Source organism: Mycobacterium kyorinense, from assembly GCF_002101735.1.
Lineage (GTDB): Bacteria > Actinomycetota > Actinomycetes > Mycobacteriales > Mycobacteriaceae > Mycobacterium > Mycobacterium kyorinense.
This window is the reverse complement of the sequence record NZ_LQPE01000088.1, coordinates 1-15,346: the sequence shown is the minus strand read 5'-3', so window position 1 is coordinate 15,346 and position 15,346 is coordinate 1. Positions and strand designations below refer to the sequence as shown.

Here is a 15,346-nt window from a genome sequence, read left to right as displayed (position 1 = left end):
TATGTTAGCAGTAATAGCTATGTCACGAGGCGGTGCCGCATGCCCGAGCAACTTGACCATCGTTGCTACGACGAGCTTTTCATCGGTGGACAGTGGCGCAAACCCGCCGGCCGCAACCGGTTGACGGTGATCTCGCCGCACTCCGAGGAGCCCATCGGCGAGGCGCCGGCCGGCAGCGCGGAGGACGTCGACGCCGCCGTGACCGCGGCGCGGCACGCCTTCGACCGCGGGCCGTGGCCGCGGCTGGACCCGCGCGAACGGATGGCCAAGATCGAAGAGCTCGCCGCCATCTACGCGCCGCATGTCGACGAGATGTCCGATCTCATCACCGCCGAGATGGGGTCGCCGCGCAGTTTCAGCCGGCTGGGGCAGGGCGCCGGTGCTGCGTCGATGATCCACCTTGCGCTGGCGGCCGCGCGGGACTTCTCGTGGACGGAACGCCGCCAAGGGGTGCGCGGCGAGGTCCTCGTTCGCCGTGCGCCGGTCGGAGTGGTCGGCGCGATCGTGCCGTGGAACGTGCCGCAATTCCTGATCATGCCCAAGCTGATTCCCGCGCTGATCGCGGGCTGCACCGTCGTCGTCAAGCCGGCGCCGGAAACACCGTTGGATGCGCTGTGGTTGGCCGAAATGCTCGAGCAGGTCGGCCTGCCCGACGGGGTGGTGTCGGTGGTCACCGGCGGACCGGACGTCGGCGAGGCGCTGGTCCGCCACCCCGGCGTCGACAAGATCGCGTTCACCGGATCCAGCGCCGTGGGCCGGCGCATCGCCTCGATCTGCGGGGAGCAGCTCAAACGGGTGAGCCTGGAGCTGGGCGGCAAGTCGGCGGCGATCATCCTCGACGACGCCGACATCGACAAGACCGTCGCCGGGCTCAAGACCGCCGGGCTGATGAACAACGGGCAGGCCTGCGTTGCGCAGACCCGCATTCTGGTCAGCGAACGCCGCCGTGACGAGGTCGTCGATGCGTTGGCCGAGATGATGTCCGGCCTGCAGGTCGGGGATCCGTTCGACGAGGCCACCGACATCGGGCCGCTTGTGGCCCAACGCCAGCAACGCCGGGTGCAGGACTACATCCGGTCCGGACGCAACGAGGGCGCCCGGATTGTGCTCGGCGGCGAGGATCCGCCGACCGACCGCGGCTGGTACGTGCGGCCCACGCTGTTCGCCGACGCGACCAACGACATGCGCATCGCGCGCGAGGAGATCTTCGGCCCGGTGCTGACCGTGCTGACCTATACCGACGAGGACGACGCGGTGCGCATCGCCAACGACAGCGACTACGGTCTGGCCGGGTCGGTGTGGACGGCGGACGCCGCGCATGGCATGGAGATCGCCTCGGCGGTGCGCGCCGGCACCTACGGCATCAACATGTACATGCTCGACATCGCCAGCCCGTTCGGTGGTTTCAAGCAATCGGGCATCGGGCGGGAGTTCGGTCCGGAGGGTCTGGCCGAGTACGTGGAGCTGCAGTCGGTGGTCAGCAAGAGCCCGCTGAGTTAACCGATCCGCCGAGTGTGAAGTTGAGTCACGCTACGCGCGAATTCGCGTGCCCCAAGCCCACATTCGGCACCTACGAGGGCGGTACCTGCAGGGTGAGCTCGACCGGACAGCATAGTTCGCCGCGCTGGTTGCTCACGTCGATCTGCAGGTCGACGCTGGTGTCGGTGCGCCTGGCCACATGTCCGCGGCCCACCATGGTGTCGCCGGCGTAGATCGGCCCGGCCAGGCGCATCGTGCGGCGCACCACCCGGCTGTCGGGTCCGGCCCAGTCGGTGGCGATACGGTCGGCGAACCCGGCGAGGTGCATGGTGTTGACGAAAATCGTCGGGTGGCCTTGGTTATAGGCATAGCCGGGATCGAAGTGGCCGGGAAAGTAGTCCCACGTCGCGCCGGAGTTCATCACGACCCGCTGGTAGTCGATCTCGTCGAGCACCACCGGCAGTTGATCTGGGCGAGCAGACGCAGAAGTCCCCGACACGCCGGGCGGAGGGGGACTTTTGCGTCTGCTCGCGCCGGCGGGTTCGGGGGTGAAGCGGAACAACGTGTTTCGGTTGCGGGCCACCACCGCGCCGTCCCGGCGAGTAAATGTGTCGAGCGTCTCGACGAAATGCCCGACCCCGAGGTGGGTCTGCTTTTCCGGTGACACCGACACCACCTCTTCGACCACGGTCAGCAGGTCGCCTTCGACGATGGGCAGCAGAAATTCCGCGTCGTTGGCGGCGTTGACGAACGTGGTGCCGGGCAGCGGCACCCGCAGCGCGATCGCCGTCACCCGCGGCTCGCCCGTCGGCAGCCACGGCGGTGGTATCAGCCAGCCCATCAGCAAACCCGGCGGCGCCAGCAGACCGCCCCAGGTCTCGGCGGCGAATTCGGGATCCCAGTACGACGGGTTGGCGTCGCGAACCAGCGCGGCGAACATCTGGATGCGCGACGCGCTGACCACGGCGCTCGCGGTCCGCGGCTCGGACGTCACCCCGACCATGCGCAGCGCGTCCTCGTAGGTGCCGAACGCGAGTTGGATACCCGTCATACCCGGGCCGGCGCCGAGTCCCATTGCAGCTCACGCGAAGTGAAGTACCAGCCGCCGCGCTCGTAGACGAGCCGATCGCGATACGTGCCGGTCGCCCGCAGCGCGGGGACGCCGTCGTCGCCGACGGCGTAAAGCAGCGCGACGCAGCGCTGGGTGGCGTTGACGCCGTCGACGCTGATCTCGTGATCGACGCTGACCAGCCGCTGCCCGCCGCCGCCGTCGAAGGCGGCGCGCAAATCGGTGAACTCCTCACCGCCGCGGACATAGCTGGCGCCCGAATGCCGGAACGTCGCAATCCAGCCGTCGCGGTCGCCGTCGGAATAGCACCGGTTGTGCCGGGCGGTGAGATCCAGGATCGCATCGCGTCCCGTCGCGCCGTTGAGAAGGTACTGCTGCTGGTAGGTCATGCTCATCGTGGTTTCTCCCCACCTCACCGGCTGACGATGTATCCGTGACGTTCCCGGTCCCAGGCGCCCGGACCGAGTCCGCGGGCCCGCAACACATCTTTGCGTATCCGCCCGATGATGGTCTTGGGAATCTCGTCCACGACCTCGACATAGCGGGGGACACAGAAGTACGGCATCCGCGCCGAGCAGAAGTTCAGCAACTCGACGTAGTCCAGCGACGACTCCGGTCGTAGCGTCACGACCAACAGGATGTCGTCCTCGCCCAACTCGCTGGGTACCGCGACCGCTGCCGCCTCGGCGACCGCCGGGTGGCGTAGCACGGTTGCCTCGACTTCCACCGACGAGATGTTCTCGCCGCGACGGCGCAGCGAATCCTTCACGCGGTCCAGGTACGTCAGATTCTGGTCGTCGTCCAGCACACAGAGGTCGCCGGTGCGAAACCACTCCGGGTGCGGCTCGACCGTCCCGTCGGCGTCGACATACCCCTCGCTCATCACATGGGGATACCTGGGCCGGCAAGCGATCTCGCCGGCGGTCCCGGCCGGCACCGGATCACCGCTGGGGTCGAGGATCATCACGTCGAAGCTCGGGTTGGGCCGGCCCGACGTCCCTGGAACCCCGTCCTCGTCGACGCCCTTGACGGTGATCGGAAACGCCTCCGTCAGCCCGTACATCGTGACGATGCGGCAGCCGTAACGCTTTTCGATGTCCCGATAGAGGCCGGCGTCGATCGGCGCCGCTGAGATGAACCGCAGCGGCAGCTGCGCGTCGCGCGGATCCGGCGGCTGGTTCCACAGCATCGACACCATGGCGCCGGCCCCCGCGAAACCCACTGCGCCGCAGGCCCGCACGTCGTCCCACACCGACCCGGGATGAAACGCCGGCGCCAGCACGGTGGTCCCGCCGACCAGCATCGGCGCCAGCACCGACGGCGCCGCGCTGAGATGAAACAACGGCATCGCCGTCCACAGCACCTCGCCCGCACCGAATTTCCACGCCGAGGCCACCGTCGCCGCCGCGGTGAACAGGTAGTGCCAGCTGGTGGCAACGGCTTTGGACGCGCCGGTGGTGCCAGAGGTGAAAAACAGCGACCCGACCTCATCGGGGTCAGCCGGCTCGTCCGTAACCGCACCACCCCCGCCGATCGAATCACCCAGCAGCAGAATCTCTTTGAGCATCGGCAACTGGTCCGCCACTTCGTCGACGCGGCAGCGTCGTTCGGTGTCGGTGAGGATCGCTTTAGCGCGCGAGAGCCGCAGGGCGTGCAGCAGGAACTCGCCCTTGTAGGCGACGTTGACGGCTGCGGTCACCGCGCCGATCCGCGCCGCGCCCAGCCAGAAGTAGATCCACTCCGGGCAGGTCGCCGTGAACAGCGCGACGCAATCGCCGCGGCCAATACCCTTGTCGCGCAGCGTGCTTGCCGCCGAGCAGGATCGCTGCGCCATCTGCTCGAACGTCACCACAGTGCCGGCCACCGACATCATCACCCGGTCCGGAAACTGCTCGGCGCGGCGGTCGAGCACCGCCGGCACGCTGAATTGCTCCACCCCGAAATCGGCCGGGCGGATCGGCATCAGGCCTGCGCGGCTGCCGGGTCGGGCGAACCGTCCGGGGTGTATCCGAAGTCGTCGGGCGAGGGCTGTTCGCCCGGGTAGAAGCGGTGTGCCCAGCGGCGAAGCGCCGCATAGTCGCGGGCTTCCTCGGGCGCCAGGTTGGGCTTCTCCAAGTACTTCATGTTCTCCCACGTGAAGAAGTCCTGCTTGATGACTTCCTGTTGCAGCGCAAGGAATCTCGCAGCACGCCCGGTCGGCGCCTCGCCGGTGTCGCCAGGCTCGCGAACCGACGCCTGGGTGTAGAAGTAGTCGGTGTAGTCCTCGTCTACCGGGGTCTGCCCGGTGACCTGAATGGTGGCCACCAAGTCGCTCGGAAATCGGACCACGCCCAGCCCGAGCGAGTAATTGTCGTAGATGATCTTGGCGTCCACCGGTCCGTTGGGTGTCAGCCAGGTTTGCGCTCGTCCGCCACCGAAGTGGGCGTTGACGGTGGCGTGCAGGTGGTAACCGGCCACCTCGAAAGACGCCGTGTTCGCGGGGTTGGCGGCCTTGTGCACGTACTGCACGTGATACGGGTCGGCGGCGTTTTCGATGATCATCTGCGCGTGCACCTTGACCCGGTTGAGCATCCGGCTGTGCGGATGCAGCGGGTAGTACTCGCCGGTCTCCAGTTCGGGCAGCACGGGTGGTTGCCAGTACGGCGCCCGGCCGTGGCGCTCGTGCCAGACCAGGATGAAGCCGTACCACTCGGTGACCGGGTAGGTGCGGATTCGCACGTTCTGCTTGCAGCCGATCTTGCTGTACGGGATCAGCGCGTTGGTGCCGTCGCCGCGCCAGCGCCAGCCGTGCCAGGGGCAGACGATGTTGTCGCCTTCCACGGTGCCGCCGACGCCCATGTTCGCGCCGAGGTGTTGACAGTACGCGTCGAGCGCGTGCACCTGGCCGGACTCGGCGCGGAAGAGCACCAACTCCTCGCCGAAGTAGTGCGCCCGCTTGACCTCGCCGGCAGGCAGATCGGAGGCGAATCCGACGATGAACCACCCGGTCGGGAAGCGGTATTTCGACAGCGCGATACCCGTCGACCCGAACTCGCGTTCCGACGGGTCTGCGTCCGAAACCGTGTGCGTCACTACCTCTCCACCTGGAAGACTCGGTCTATTTTTACTATTTTAGAGATTGAACGTCAACGGTCGGAGATTGCTATGACGACAGCCGAATTGGACTTGTCGGATTTCGCGTTGTGGCGCAACGGTTTTCCCGACGAGTTGTTCGCCGACCTGAGGCGCAACCGGCCGGTCTTCCGGCACAACCTCACGCCCGGTGTCGCCAAGGTTGGCGTCCAGCGCGACTTTTGGATGACCACTAAGCACCGCCACGCCGTGCGCATCCACCGCGACGCCGACTCCTTCACGGCCAAGGACGGCCCGCTGGTCCAGCCGCTCGACACGTTCTCGTCGTACCCGACGATAATCAACATGGACCCGCCGGAGCTGAGCAAGCGCCGCAAGCTCATCTCCAGCGCGTTCACACCGCGCGCGATCGCCAAGCTCGAGGATGGCATCCGGGCCCGCGCCGCGCGGATGATCGACGACCTGCTGGCCCGCGGCGAGGGTGACTGGATCGCCGACGTCGCCGATGCGCTGCCGATGACCGTGATCGGCGACATCATGGGCATCCCCGCCGAAGACCGGCCCCGCATCTTCGACGTCTTCGACCGCATCCTGACCGCCCGCTCCCCCAAGGCCCGGCTCACCGAGCAGGAAGAACTGGACCTGTACGGCACGATCTTCGGCTACGCGCTCGAGCTCACCGCCGAGAAGCGGCGCAATCCCGCCGACGACATCTGGAGCACGCTCGCCTCGGCCGAGATTGTCGGCGACGACGGCGAGCATTTCCGGCTGCCCGCCAACGAGCTCGAGATCTTTTTCTTCGTGCTGGCCTTTGCCGGCAGCGACACCACCAAGAACGCGCTGGCCGCCGGGCTGCAGGCGTTCGTCGCCAACCCCGAGCAGATCGAGCGCTACCGCGCCGAGGAGTCGGTGCGGGCCGGCGCCGTCGAGGAGGTGCTGCGCTGGGCCACGCCGGTCGCGTACTGGACGCGCACCACCAAGGTCGACATCGAGCTCGACGGCCAGCACATCCCTGCCGGTGAGCGCATCGTGTCGATGCTGCGCTCGGCGAACCGCGACGAGGAAATGTTCGACGAGCCGTTCACCTTCGACATCGGACGGGCACCCAACCCGCACGTGGCTTTCGGCGGCGGCGGGCCGCACCATTGCCTGGGCGCATTCCTGGCGCGCGCCGAGCTACGCGCGGTGTTCGACGAACTGCTGTTGCGCTGCGATCGCATCGAGCTGGGCCCGGCCACAGTGGCTTACCCCAGCCTGGTCACCAACATGTCGATCTACGACGAGATGGCAATCACGCTGAGGTGATCAATCGATAAGTCGCAGTGCGGCTTTGGGGCACTGGTCGATCGCGGCGCGCACGTCGATCTCCAAGTGCTCAGGTACCTCGCCGTCGGCGACCTGCACCACGTCGGCGTCGCCGATTTCGAAGACATCCGGGGCCAGCGATTCACAGAACCCGTTGGCCTCGCACAGCGACTCGTCGACGGTTACTCGCATCGGATGCTCCTTCTCTGTCAAAGGTAACGACGAGCGTACGCGCGCACTGGACCGATCTTTGCCCGGCTGGTTACCCTCGATTTTGAGTATGGATCACAGGGATGCGCCGCAATACCCGGGTGGGCTGAACGGGCGTCGGCCTATTTGGCAGCCTGACGCAACGCCTACCGATCCGGCCGACCCGTCATTTCACGCTGCGCCCAATCGATACACGCTGTGGGAGGCGGCGCGTCGCGCGCATCCGGTTGCGTGGACCGATTCCGCGACCCACGGCGAATTCTGGTCGGTCACCACTCACCAATTCGCGCGCCACGTGCTGCAAAATCCCCGGCACTTCGCGTCGGGAGCCGGTATGCGTCTGGGCTCCAACGCCCGTGCCGTCGCGTTGGCTTCGGGCAGAATGCTGGTGGTCACCGACGGCGCCGACCACCGCAGGCTGCGCGCCGCGCACTCGGCGTGGCTGTCGAGTTCGGCAGTTGACCGCATGCATTCCGCCATCGAGGACGACATCGAAAAGCTGCTCGCCGGGCTGATTGCCAACGGAGGCTCCTTCGACGCCGTCAAAGATCTCGGCGCCGTCATCGCCCGCCAGGTGCTGGCCCGAGTGCTGGGAATCCCGCATGCGGACTGGGCGAAATTGGGCAAACTGACTGACGCTGCCTATGCCACCAATATCGCGCAGGACGCCGCCGAGGCGCACGGTGAATTGTTCATCTACCTCGACGAGCTGCTGCAGCAGCGTCGCGCTAATCCGCAGGACGACTTTGTCACCGCGCTGTCGCAGACAACCGTGGACGGCCGCCCGCTCTCCGACGACGAGATCTTGCTGAATTGCGACGGCATGCTCACCGGCGGGCTGGAAACGACTCCGCTGGCCGTATCCGGTGCCATGGTGGCCTTCGCCGAGGATCCCGATTGCTGGCGGCGTCTGCGCGAGGATCCGCAGCTGATCCACTCGGCGGTGGAAGAGATTCTGCGCTGGACGTCGCCGCCTGGGCATGTGTTGCGAACCGCCACCACCGACATATCCTTGGGCGAGGCCGAGATTCGATCCGGCGACCGGGTCGTGCTGTGGATCCCGTCTGCCAACCGTGATGAGACCGTCTTCCCCGACGGGGAGCGTTTCGTGCTGGACCGCCATCCGAACCCGCATCTGTCCTTCGGCGGCGGCCCACACTACTGTGTCGGCGCGGTGTTGGCCCGCCTCGAGTTGCGCTGTCTGTTGAGCGTGCTAGTACGCCGCGTTTCGTCGATCGCCGTTACCGGCCGCGAAGTACTCCGGCAGTCGAACTTCCTGCACGGTCAGAAAATCGCCGAAATCACCGTCGCGCCGTAGGCGACGAACTCTGCCAACTACGTTCCCTGGGTGCGGGCAATCGTCCACGATGGATACATGGCAACGGAGACCTACGACATCGACAGCATGCCGCGCGGCGGCCCGGACGCGTCGTGGCTGGACCGGCGGTTGCAGACCGACCGCCTGGAATACCTGGACCGCGACGACGTCGGCGTCAAAAAAGACAAAGTGGTCCGCTCCCTGGACCGCAGCGGACGAATTTTCGGTTGGCACAAGAACTTCGCGCGCATCGCGCTCGACGCAGTGACCGACGTGCCCGATCCCAAAATCCTCGAACTGGGTGCCGGGCTGGGCGGTATATCGCGTGCGCTACTGACCATGCATCCCACGGCCCGGGTGACCGTCACCGACATCGAGCCCACGTCGGTGGCTGCCATCGCCGCCAGCGACCTTGGCAGTCACCCGCGCGCCACTGTACGAGAGATAGACGCCACCGCCATCGATGCGCCCGACGGCTCCTACGACCTTGCGGTGTTCGCACTGTCCTTCCACCACCTGCCACCGGCCAAGGCTTGTCGGGCGTTTGCCGAAGGCACCCGCGTCGCACGCAAGCTGCTGATCATCGACTTGCCGCGGCCACCGTCACTGCTGCACCTGGTGGGCTTGACGGTGCGCCTGCCGTTGGCGCCGGTGCGCCCGAGTGCGCACGACGGGTTCATCAGCTCGCTGCGCGCCTACAGCCCGTCGGCGCTGCGCGCGCTTGCCTGCCATGCCGATCCGGCCATCACGGTCGAGTTGCGTCGCGGCCCATTCAAGCCGCAGATCGTGCTGGCCAGCCGCGGCTGACCGCTACCGCCGGTTCCGGAGCGCGGCGAGTCGCCTGATCGCCTCGTCAAGGGTTGTGTCTCTCTTCGCAAAGTTAAAGCGCACCAAGTGATTCCACACCGCGGCATGTTCGGCTGCCGGATCGCAGTAATCCGACATCGGCATCGCGACCACCTCAGATTTCGCGGCTAGCTCCGCGCAGCACGCCGCGCTGTCGTGGTAGCCCAACGGACGCGGGTCAGCGCACAGGAAGAAGGTACCCGCGCTGTCGTGCACGCCGAATCCGATCTCGGTCAAGGCCGAAGCGAGGCGATCACGCCTGGCGCGCAACACGTTTCGCCGTTCGACCACCCAGGCGTCCTCGGAATTCAGGGCCAACGCAACCGCATGCTCAAACGGCGCACTGCCCACATAGCTGAGGTGCTGTTTGGCCGTCCGTACCGCGGCCACGAGTTCTGCTGGGCCGCAAGCCCATCCGATCCTCCACCCGGTGCAGTTGAACATCTTGGACGCGCTCGACACGGTGATCGTGCGCTCGGCCATGCCGTCGAAGGCGGCCAAGGGCAGGTGACGGTGCCCTGGCGGCGAGGGGTATACGAGCTGCTCGTACACCTCGTCGCTGATGACCAGGAGGTCGGCGTCCGCCGCGAGTTCCGCAATGGCGGCAAGTTCATCCGCCGTCAGCACCATGCCGGTCGGGTTGTGCGGTGAGTTGACGATCATCGCCCTGGTCCGTGGTGTCACGGCCTGCCGCAGCGCGTCGACGTCAAGGGCGAAGCCGCCGCCATCAAGCTCCAACTGCACGATCACTCGTCGAGCCCCGGCCATGGCTACCACCGGCGAATAGGAGTCGTAGAACGGCTCGATCAACACCACTTCCGAACCCGGCTCGACCAATCCGAGCACTGCCGAGGCGACAGCCTCGGTCGCCCCGACCGTCACCAATACCTCGCTGGACGGGTCGTATTCGACGCCGAAATGCCGCTTGCGCTGGGCGGCGATGGCCTGCCGCAGCGCGGCGATGCCCATTCCGGGCGGGTACTGATTGAAGCCCCCGGCAATCGCGTCTTGGGCGGCCTTGAGCATCGCAGGAGGCCCGTCCTCGTCGGGATATCCGACCCCGAGATCCACCGTGCCGTTCCGCGCGCCGAGCGTGGACATTTCGACAAACGCCGGGGCCGCGTACGGCTGTAGCCGCGACACCGCCACGGTGGCCGGGCGCGACAGCTTCGCCGGCGCCACCGGGGTCGGGGCGTCGAGGACTGGCTCGAGCTGGTTGCCATACCTGCTGAGCGCTTCGGCAGTCAGCATTTCTTGGTGCGTGCAGTCGATCGGGTGCACGGCAATCGCACCAGCGACATAAGGCCGCCAGCTTTGCCGAAGATATGAACTCCGATCTTCCTCACCCCGGACGGCAGCAAATACGATGATGTCACCGTCGAATACATCGGGCCGGTGTGCTCGATACAACGCCAGGTTGTCGTTGGTGTTTCGAACGATAGAATCCAGAAGCTGCCGGTATCGGCCAAGCTCTCCGGCACCGTGTTCGCGTACTAATTTTTCTGCCTGCTCGTAGGTGAGTGGCTCATCTTGCTCCGGAACGTCTATGCGACAAAGGCGCAAGACTTCTTCCAGTATGTCCTTCTCGGCCAACGCATTTGGCCCCAGGACGCCGCTATCGAGAGCGGGTTGAGCATCCAGGAGGACAAGGCCGGCGATTACGCACCCGCGCCGCTGAAGTTCGACGGCGACTTCATGGGCGACGACGCCGCCAAAAGACCAGCCGAGAAGCTTGTAGGGCCCGGTCGGATACAAACTTTGGATTCGGTCGGCATAGTTTTCGGCCATTTCGCGCATTGACCGGGGTTCGTCTTCTTCCCCCTGCAGGGTCTGCTGTATTCCAATGACCGGGCAGTCCATGTGAGCACCGAGGGCCTGGTACGGCCAGCACACACCACTGGCCGCATGAATACAGAACAGCGGGACGCCGCTACCCTTCTTCAGAGTCTGGACCGGAAGTACGTCGTGGAGAGAAGCGGTCTCAGCTTGCAGTCGCTGGCTCAAACTCCGTACCGTGGGCGCCTCGAATACGGTGGGTATCGCAACATCGGCGTCCAGTGCGACCTTGATCGCGGCCACCAGGCGCATCGCCGAAATGCTGTCGCCCCCTAAGTCGAAGAACGACTCGTCGACGCCGACGCGCTCCAGCCCGAGGACTTGGGCGTAGATGCCGGCCAGGATTTCCTCGACAGCCGTGGCCGGGGCGCGGTAGTGGCCGGCAGTGTATTCGGGCGCGGGCATGGCCCGGGTGTCGAGTTTGCCGTTGGGGGTCAATGGCAGCGCGTCGAGGGCCACCACCGCGGCCGGGACCATGTAGGACGGCAGCCGCTCGGCCAGCCTCTCGCGGATCTGGGCGGGGTCGGCGGTGCCGGTGACGTAGCCGACGAGGCGTTTGTTCCCGGGGCGGTCCTCGCGGGCGATCACCGCCGCCTGCTCGACCCCGTCCAAACCGCTTAGCGCCGACTGAATTTCGCCGAGTTCGATGCGATACCCGCGGATCTTGACCTGCTCGTCGGCGCGACCAAGATAGTCAAGTTGGCCGTCGGGGCGCCAGCGCACCAAATCCCCGGTGCGATACATCCGCGTCCCCGCGCCGCCGAACGGGCATGCCACATACCGCGACGCGGTTAGCCCGGACCGGCGCCAGTACCCACAACCCACACCGCGTCCGGCCACATAGAGCTCCCCGACCACACCGGTCGGCACCGGACGCAACCACCCGTCGAGTACGAAGAACGCCGCACCCGGCACCGGCGAACCGATCGGCGGCGCACCCGATCCCGGCATCAACGGCGCGCTCTTGGACGCCCACATCGTGGTCTCAGTGGGGCCGTAGACGTTGACCATCACCCGCCCGGGCGCCCATCGATCCACCAGCTCCGCCGGGCAGGCCTCAGCGCCGATCACCAACGCCGTCGACTCCAAGCCTTCGGGCGCCAAAACACCTACGGCCGAAGGGGTCTGGGTGAGCACGCTGACCTGTTCGGCGCTCAGCAGGTCGTGAAACTCCTGCGGAGTGCGCGCCACCGGCTCGGGCACGACCACCAGCCGCCCGCCGTGCAAGAGCGCCCCCCAGATTTCCCACACCGAGAAGTCGAAGGCGTAGGAGTGGCACTGGGTCCACACCTGTCCCGGCGCCAGCTCGATGCCGGCGTCCAGCGACTCGAAGAGCTGGGTGACATTGTGGTGGGTGACCGCCACGCCCTTGGGCACACCGGTGGTTCCCGAGGTATAGATCAGGTGGGCCAGATCGTCGGGCGCGGGCGCAGGCAAGGCCGTGCACGGATGGGCCGAGATTCGAGGGTCGTTGACGTCGACGACCGGTAAGTCATGGCCTTCCAGGCGGCGGGCGAGCTCCGTGGTGGTGATCGCGGCGATCGGCGCGGCATCGTCGAGCATGAATTCGATGCGGGCGGCCGGGAGCGCCGGGTCGATCGGCAGATAGGCGGCCCCGGTTTTGAGCACCGCCAGGATCGCGACGATCGCTTCGGCCGAACGGGAAAACATCAGGGCCACAGTCTGTCCCGGCCGAGCGCTGTGGCCGGTCAGCAGGTGCGCCAACCGGTTCGCGGCCTCGTCCAGCTCGCGGTAGGTCAGCGACCGTTCTTGGCAACTGATCGCGACGGCATGCGGGGTGCGGGCCACCTGCGCGGCGAACAACGCCGGAACCGGCATCGGCCTCGCCGCCGCAGGGGCAGTCAACACCGCCCGGTTACCGAACTCATCCAGGCGCGCGTGCTCAGGCTCGGTAAGTAAATCCATCGATGACAGCCGCCGGGCGGGGTCGGTGGTCATTGCCTCCAACACCGCCTCGAATCGCTCGATGAGAACCTCGATGCTGCTCTCGTCGAACACATCGGTGTCGTATTCGACGCGGAAGCCCAGTTGGTGGCCGGGCAGCGCTTGTACCGTCAGCGGGTAGTGGGTGGATTCCCGCACGGCGAAGTCCGTGATCGTCAGGTCGCCGTTGTCACCCACCGGCACGCCGGCATCGATCGGATAGTTTTCGTAGACGAACAGTGTGTCGAACAGTTGGTCCTGACCGGTGATGCGGTGAATCTCGTTGAGCGCCAAGTGTTGATGTTCCAGTGTGTTGTTGTGCTCGGTTTGCAGCTGGTCGAGCAGATCTGCGGTGGTGGTTGTCGCGGTGATGCGCGTCCGCACCGGCACCGTGTTGATCAACAGGCCCACCATCGAGTCAGCGCCGACCACTTCGGCGGGCCGACCCGAGACGGTGGTGCCGAAGGCGACGTCGTGTTGACCGGTCAGTGATGTCAGCAGGTGCGCGAAGGCGCCCTGCAGCACGGTGTTGACGGTGGTGTGACAGGACCGCGCCAGGTCGGTGAGCGCGCCCGTCGTCTGCTCGGGCAGCCGGAACGACCGAACGCGTCGCTGCCCCAGCGCCATCCGTCGCGCCGGCCCCACCAGCGTCGAAGTGTCGAAGCCGGCTAATACCTCGCGCCAGGCGGCGCGGGCGGCGTCGAGGTCACGATCGACCAGCCAACTCACAAACCTGCGATACGGCGTAGCAGCGGGTAGTCGCTGTCCGCTGTAGCCGGCGAAGATGTCCCGCATCAGGATTGGTAGTGACCAGCCGTCGAGCACGATGTGGTGATTGGTCAGCACCAACCGGTGCCGATCTGGCGCGGTGCGGATCAACGCCGCCCGGAAGGCCGGCTGGTCGGTGAGCTCGCAGACCGCGGCGCGTTCGGCGGCGCACAGTCGCGTGATCTGCTCTTCGACGTCGCCGCCGTCGAGATCGAGGTAGCGCCACGGCACTTGCGGATCGGCGGGGATGATTTGCACCGGCTCGTCGAACTGATCACTGAAGCGCGCCACCAGATTCGGATGCCTGTTAACCACCGTGTCGAGGGCATCGCGCAGGCGATGCGGTTCCAGGGCACCGCTCAACGTGATCTGCAGCTGCACCGCATACAACTCGTCGCTGGCCTGCGCGCTGTTCGTGTGAAAGAGCAGTCCCTGCTGCAAAGGAGTCAACGGCAAGATGTCGGCGATGCGGTACTGCCGCTGCAGGTGGTCGATCTGCTGCTGGGTTAGCCGCGCCGGCGCGATATCGGAAGGGGTGAGTCCGCCGCCACCGGCTCGCACGTGCGCGCAGATACCGGCAAGTGCCTCAAACCACAACTGGCTCAATCGGTTTACCTGCGCTTCGTCGAGAACCGACGGGGCCCAGGTCCAATCGGCGTACAGCTGTGCGCCGGTGTCGGTTTCGGCAACGGCGGCGTTCAGCTCTACCGTGTGCGCCAATGCCATCGGTGTTGCAGCCGCGGCGCCGGCGACCGGGAGGCCGCCTTCGCACAGCCGCCACACATCGGCCGCCGCCACGCCGGCTGAGCCGACCATGCGCCCCAGATAGTTGAATCCGATTGGCGGATCCGAGCCGACGAGATCCACGTCGGCATTCAGATAGCGCAGCAGCCCGTAGGTGATGGGGTGGGGTAGACCGCGAAGCTGTTCTTTGACTGCCTTGACCAGTGCGCCCAGCGCGGCATCACCGGCCGCCACTTGCGCCCAGTCCAGCCCGGGGACCGTCAGCGCCACTGGATATTTGGTGGTGAACCAGCCCACCGTGCGGGACAGATCGACCTCGGGGCCGAGTTCCTCGTGGCGGCCGTGGCCCTCGACATCGATGGAAATCGGCGCGGTGCCGTTGCCGGCAAATTGTCTCACCGCCAAGGCGAGCCCGATCAACAAGATCTCCTGCGGCCCGATGTGAAACGCCGCGGGCACCTCATCGAGCAATGTCCGGGTGGTCTCTGCATCCAGCAATACCGATAGGTGCCCGGCGCTTTCGTAGGTATCGCGCGACGGAGCCGGCAGCAGAGCCGGGGCCGCCGCCACCTGCTTCCAGGCATCGGCCAACTCCACGACTTCGGGGCGGTGGGCGTACTCGGTGAGCAGCGACGCCCAGCGCGCGAACGACGTTCCGGTCTCAGGCAACACCACCGGCTGCCCGCTGCGCTGCTGGGTCCAGGCAATGTTGAGGTCTTCCACCAAGATTCGCCAGGAGACCGCGTCGATGGCCA

Annotated in this window: 10 protein-coding genes and 2 pseudogenes; 4 read left to right on the top strand and 8 right to left on the bottom strand. The window is 66.4% G+C overall.

Translation table 11 applies throughout. The annotated features are described in order from the left end of the window. Positions 1-39: 39 nt before the first annotated feature. Positions 40-1,500, top strand: coding sequence for an aldehyde dehydrogenase (locus tag AWC14_RS10840; protein WP_045384627.1), 1,461 nt, complete (start codon positions 40-42; stop codon positions 1,498-1,500). Between the two features lie 70 nt (positions 1,501-1,570). Here the strand turns inward: AWC14_RS10840 and AWC14_RS10835 are convergent, their stop codons facing one another. From AWC14_RS10835 to AWC14_RS10815, 5 genes and pseudogenes are all read right to left on the bottom strand, one after another. Continuing rightward, positions 1,571-1,978, bottom strand: a complete 408-nt coding sequence (locus tag AWC14_RS10835) for a MaoC family dehydratase (protein ID WP_235216042.1) — start codon at positions 1,976-1,978, stop codon at positions 1,571-1,573. Between the two features lie 36 nt (positions 1,979-2,014). Continuing rightward, positions 2,015-2,530: pseudogene (locus AWC14_RS10830) on the bottom strand (FAS1-like dehydratase domain-containing protein); the annotation flags it as partial. Then, positions 2,527-2,943: a nuclear transport factor 2 family protein gene (locus tag AWC14_RS10825; RefSeq protein ID WP_045384626.1), complete on the bottom strand. Its 417-nt coding sequence runs from the start codon at positions 2,941-2,943 to the stop codon at positions 2,527-2,529. The gene AWC14_RS10825 and the pseudogene AWC14_RS10830, both read right to left, overlap by 4 nt. Before the next feature lie 17 nt (positions 2,944-2,960). Further along, complete coding sequence (locus tag AWC14_RS10820; protein ID WP_045384639.1) at positions 2,961-4,511, bottom strand: AMP-binding protein; 1,551 nt, start codon at positions 4,509-4,511, stop codon at positions 2,961-2,963. After that, the gene (locus AWC14_RS10815; RefSeq protein WP_057003468.1) at positions 4,511-5,620 is read right to left on the bottom strand and encodes an aromatic ring-hydroxylating oxygenase subunit alpha; all 1,110 of its coding nucleotides are present in this window, start codon (positions 5,618-5,620) and stop codon (positions 4,511-4,513) included. The genes AWC14_RS10820 and AWC14_RS10815 overlap by 1 nt, the downstream gene beginning before the upstream one ends. 72 nt (positions 5,621-5,692) lie before the next feature. On the opposite strand from AWC14_RS10815, the gene AWC14_RS10810 reads away from it, so the two are divergent. Next, on the top strand, positions 5,693-6,925 hold the full coding sequence (locus AWC14_RS10810) for a cytochrome P450 (protein WP_045383050.1): 1,233 nt from the start codon (positions 5,693-5,695) through the stop codon (positions 6,923-6,925). Here AWC14_RS10810 and AWC14_RS10805 read toward each other — a convergent pair whose 3' ends face one another. Beyond that, positions 6,926-7,117, bottom strand: a complete 192-nt coding sequence (locus tag AWC14_RS10805; RefSeq protein WP_045383051.1) for a ferredoxin — start codon at positions 7,115-7,117, stop codon at positions 6,926-6,928. A gap of 352 nt (positions 7,118-7,469) precedes the next feature. Here AWC14_RS10805 and AWC14_RS10800 point away from each other — a divergent pair, with 352 nt between their 5' ends. Together AWC14_RS10800 and AWC14_RS10795 are read left to right on the top strand one after the other, a co-directional pair. Beyond that, positions 7,470-8,453, top strand: coding sequence for a cytochrome P450 (locus tag AWC14_RS10800; RefSeq protein ID WP_158089891.1), 984 nt, complete (start codon positions 7,470-7,472; stop codon positions 8,451-8,453). Between the two features lie 57 nt (positions 8,454-8,510). Continuing rightward, positions 8,511-9,260 carry a class I SAM-dependent methyltransferase gene (locus AWC14_RS10795; protein ID WP_045383054.1) on the top strand — a complete coding sequence of 250 codons (750 nt, stop codon included), beginning with the start codon at positions 8,511-8,513 and terminating at the stop codon, positions 9,258-9,260. A 3-nt stretch (positions 9,261-9,263) separates the two neighbouring features. Here AWC14_RS10795 and AWC14_RS29555 read toward each other — a convergent pair whose 3' ends face one another. Further along, complete coding sequence (locus tag AWC14_RS29555; protein WP_169716311.1) at positions 9,264-10,448, bottom strand: pyridoxal phosphate-dependent aminotransferase; 1,185 nt, start codon at positions 10,446-10,448, stop codon at positions 9,264-9,266. A gap of 60 nt (positions 10,449-10,508) precedes the next feature. Next, positions 10,509-15,346: pseudogene (locus AWC14_RS10790) on the bottom strand (amino acid adenylation domain-containing protein); the annotation flags it as partial.

Coding starts and splice junctions, on each gene's coding strand:
- AWC14_RS10810 (WP_045383050.1), top strand. CDS start 5,693: ATGACGACAGCCGAATTGGACTTGTCGGATTTCGCGTTGTGGCGCAAC.
- AWC14_RS10805 (WP_045383051.1), bottom strand. CDS start 7,117: ATGCGAGTAACCGTCGACGAGTCGCTGTGCGAGGCCAACGGGTTCTGT.
- AWC14_RS10840 (WP_045384627.1), top strand. CDS start 40: ATGCCCGAGCAACTTGACCATCGTTGCTACGACGAGCTTTTCATCGGT.
- AWC14_RS10825 (WP_045384626.1), bottom strand. CDS start 2,943: ATGAGCATGACCTACCAGCAGCAGTACCTTCTCAACGGCGCGACGGGA.
- AWC14_RS10795 (WP_045383054.1), top strand. CDS start 8,511: ATGGCAACGGAGACCTACGACATCGACAGCATGCCGCGCGGCGGCCCG.
- AWC14_RS10820 (WP_045384639.1), bottom strand. CDS start 4,511: ATGCCGATCCGCCCGGCCGATTTCGGGGTGGAGCAATTCAGCGTGCCG.
- AWC14_RS10800 (WP_158089891.1), top strand. CDS start 7,470: ATGCGTCTGGGCTCCAACGCCCGTGCCGTCGCGTTGGCTTCGGGCAGA.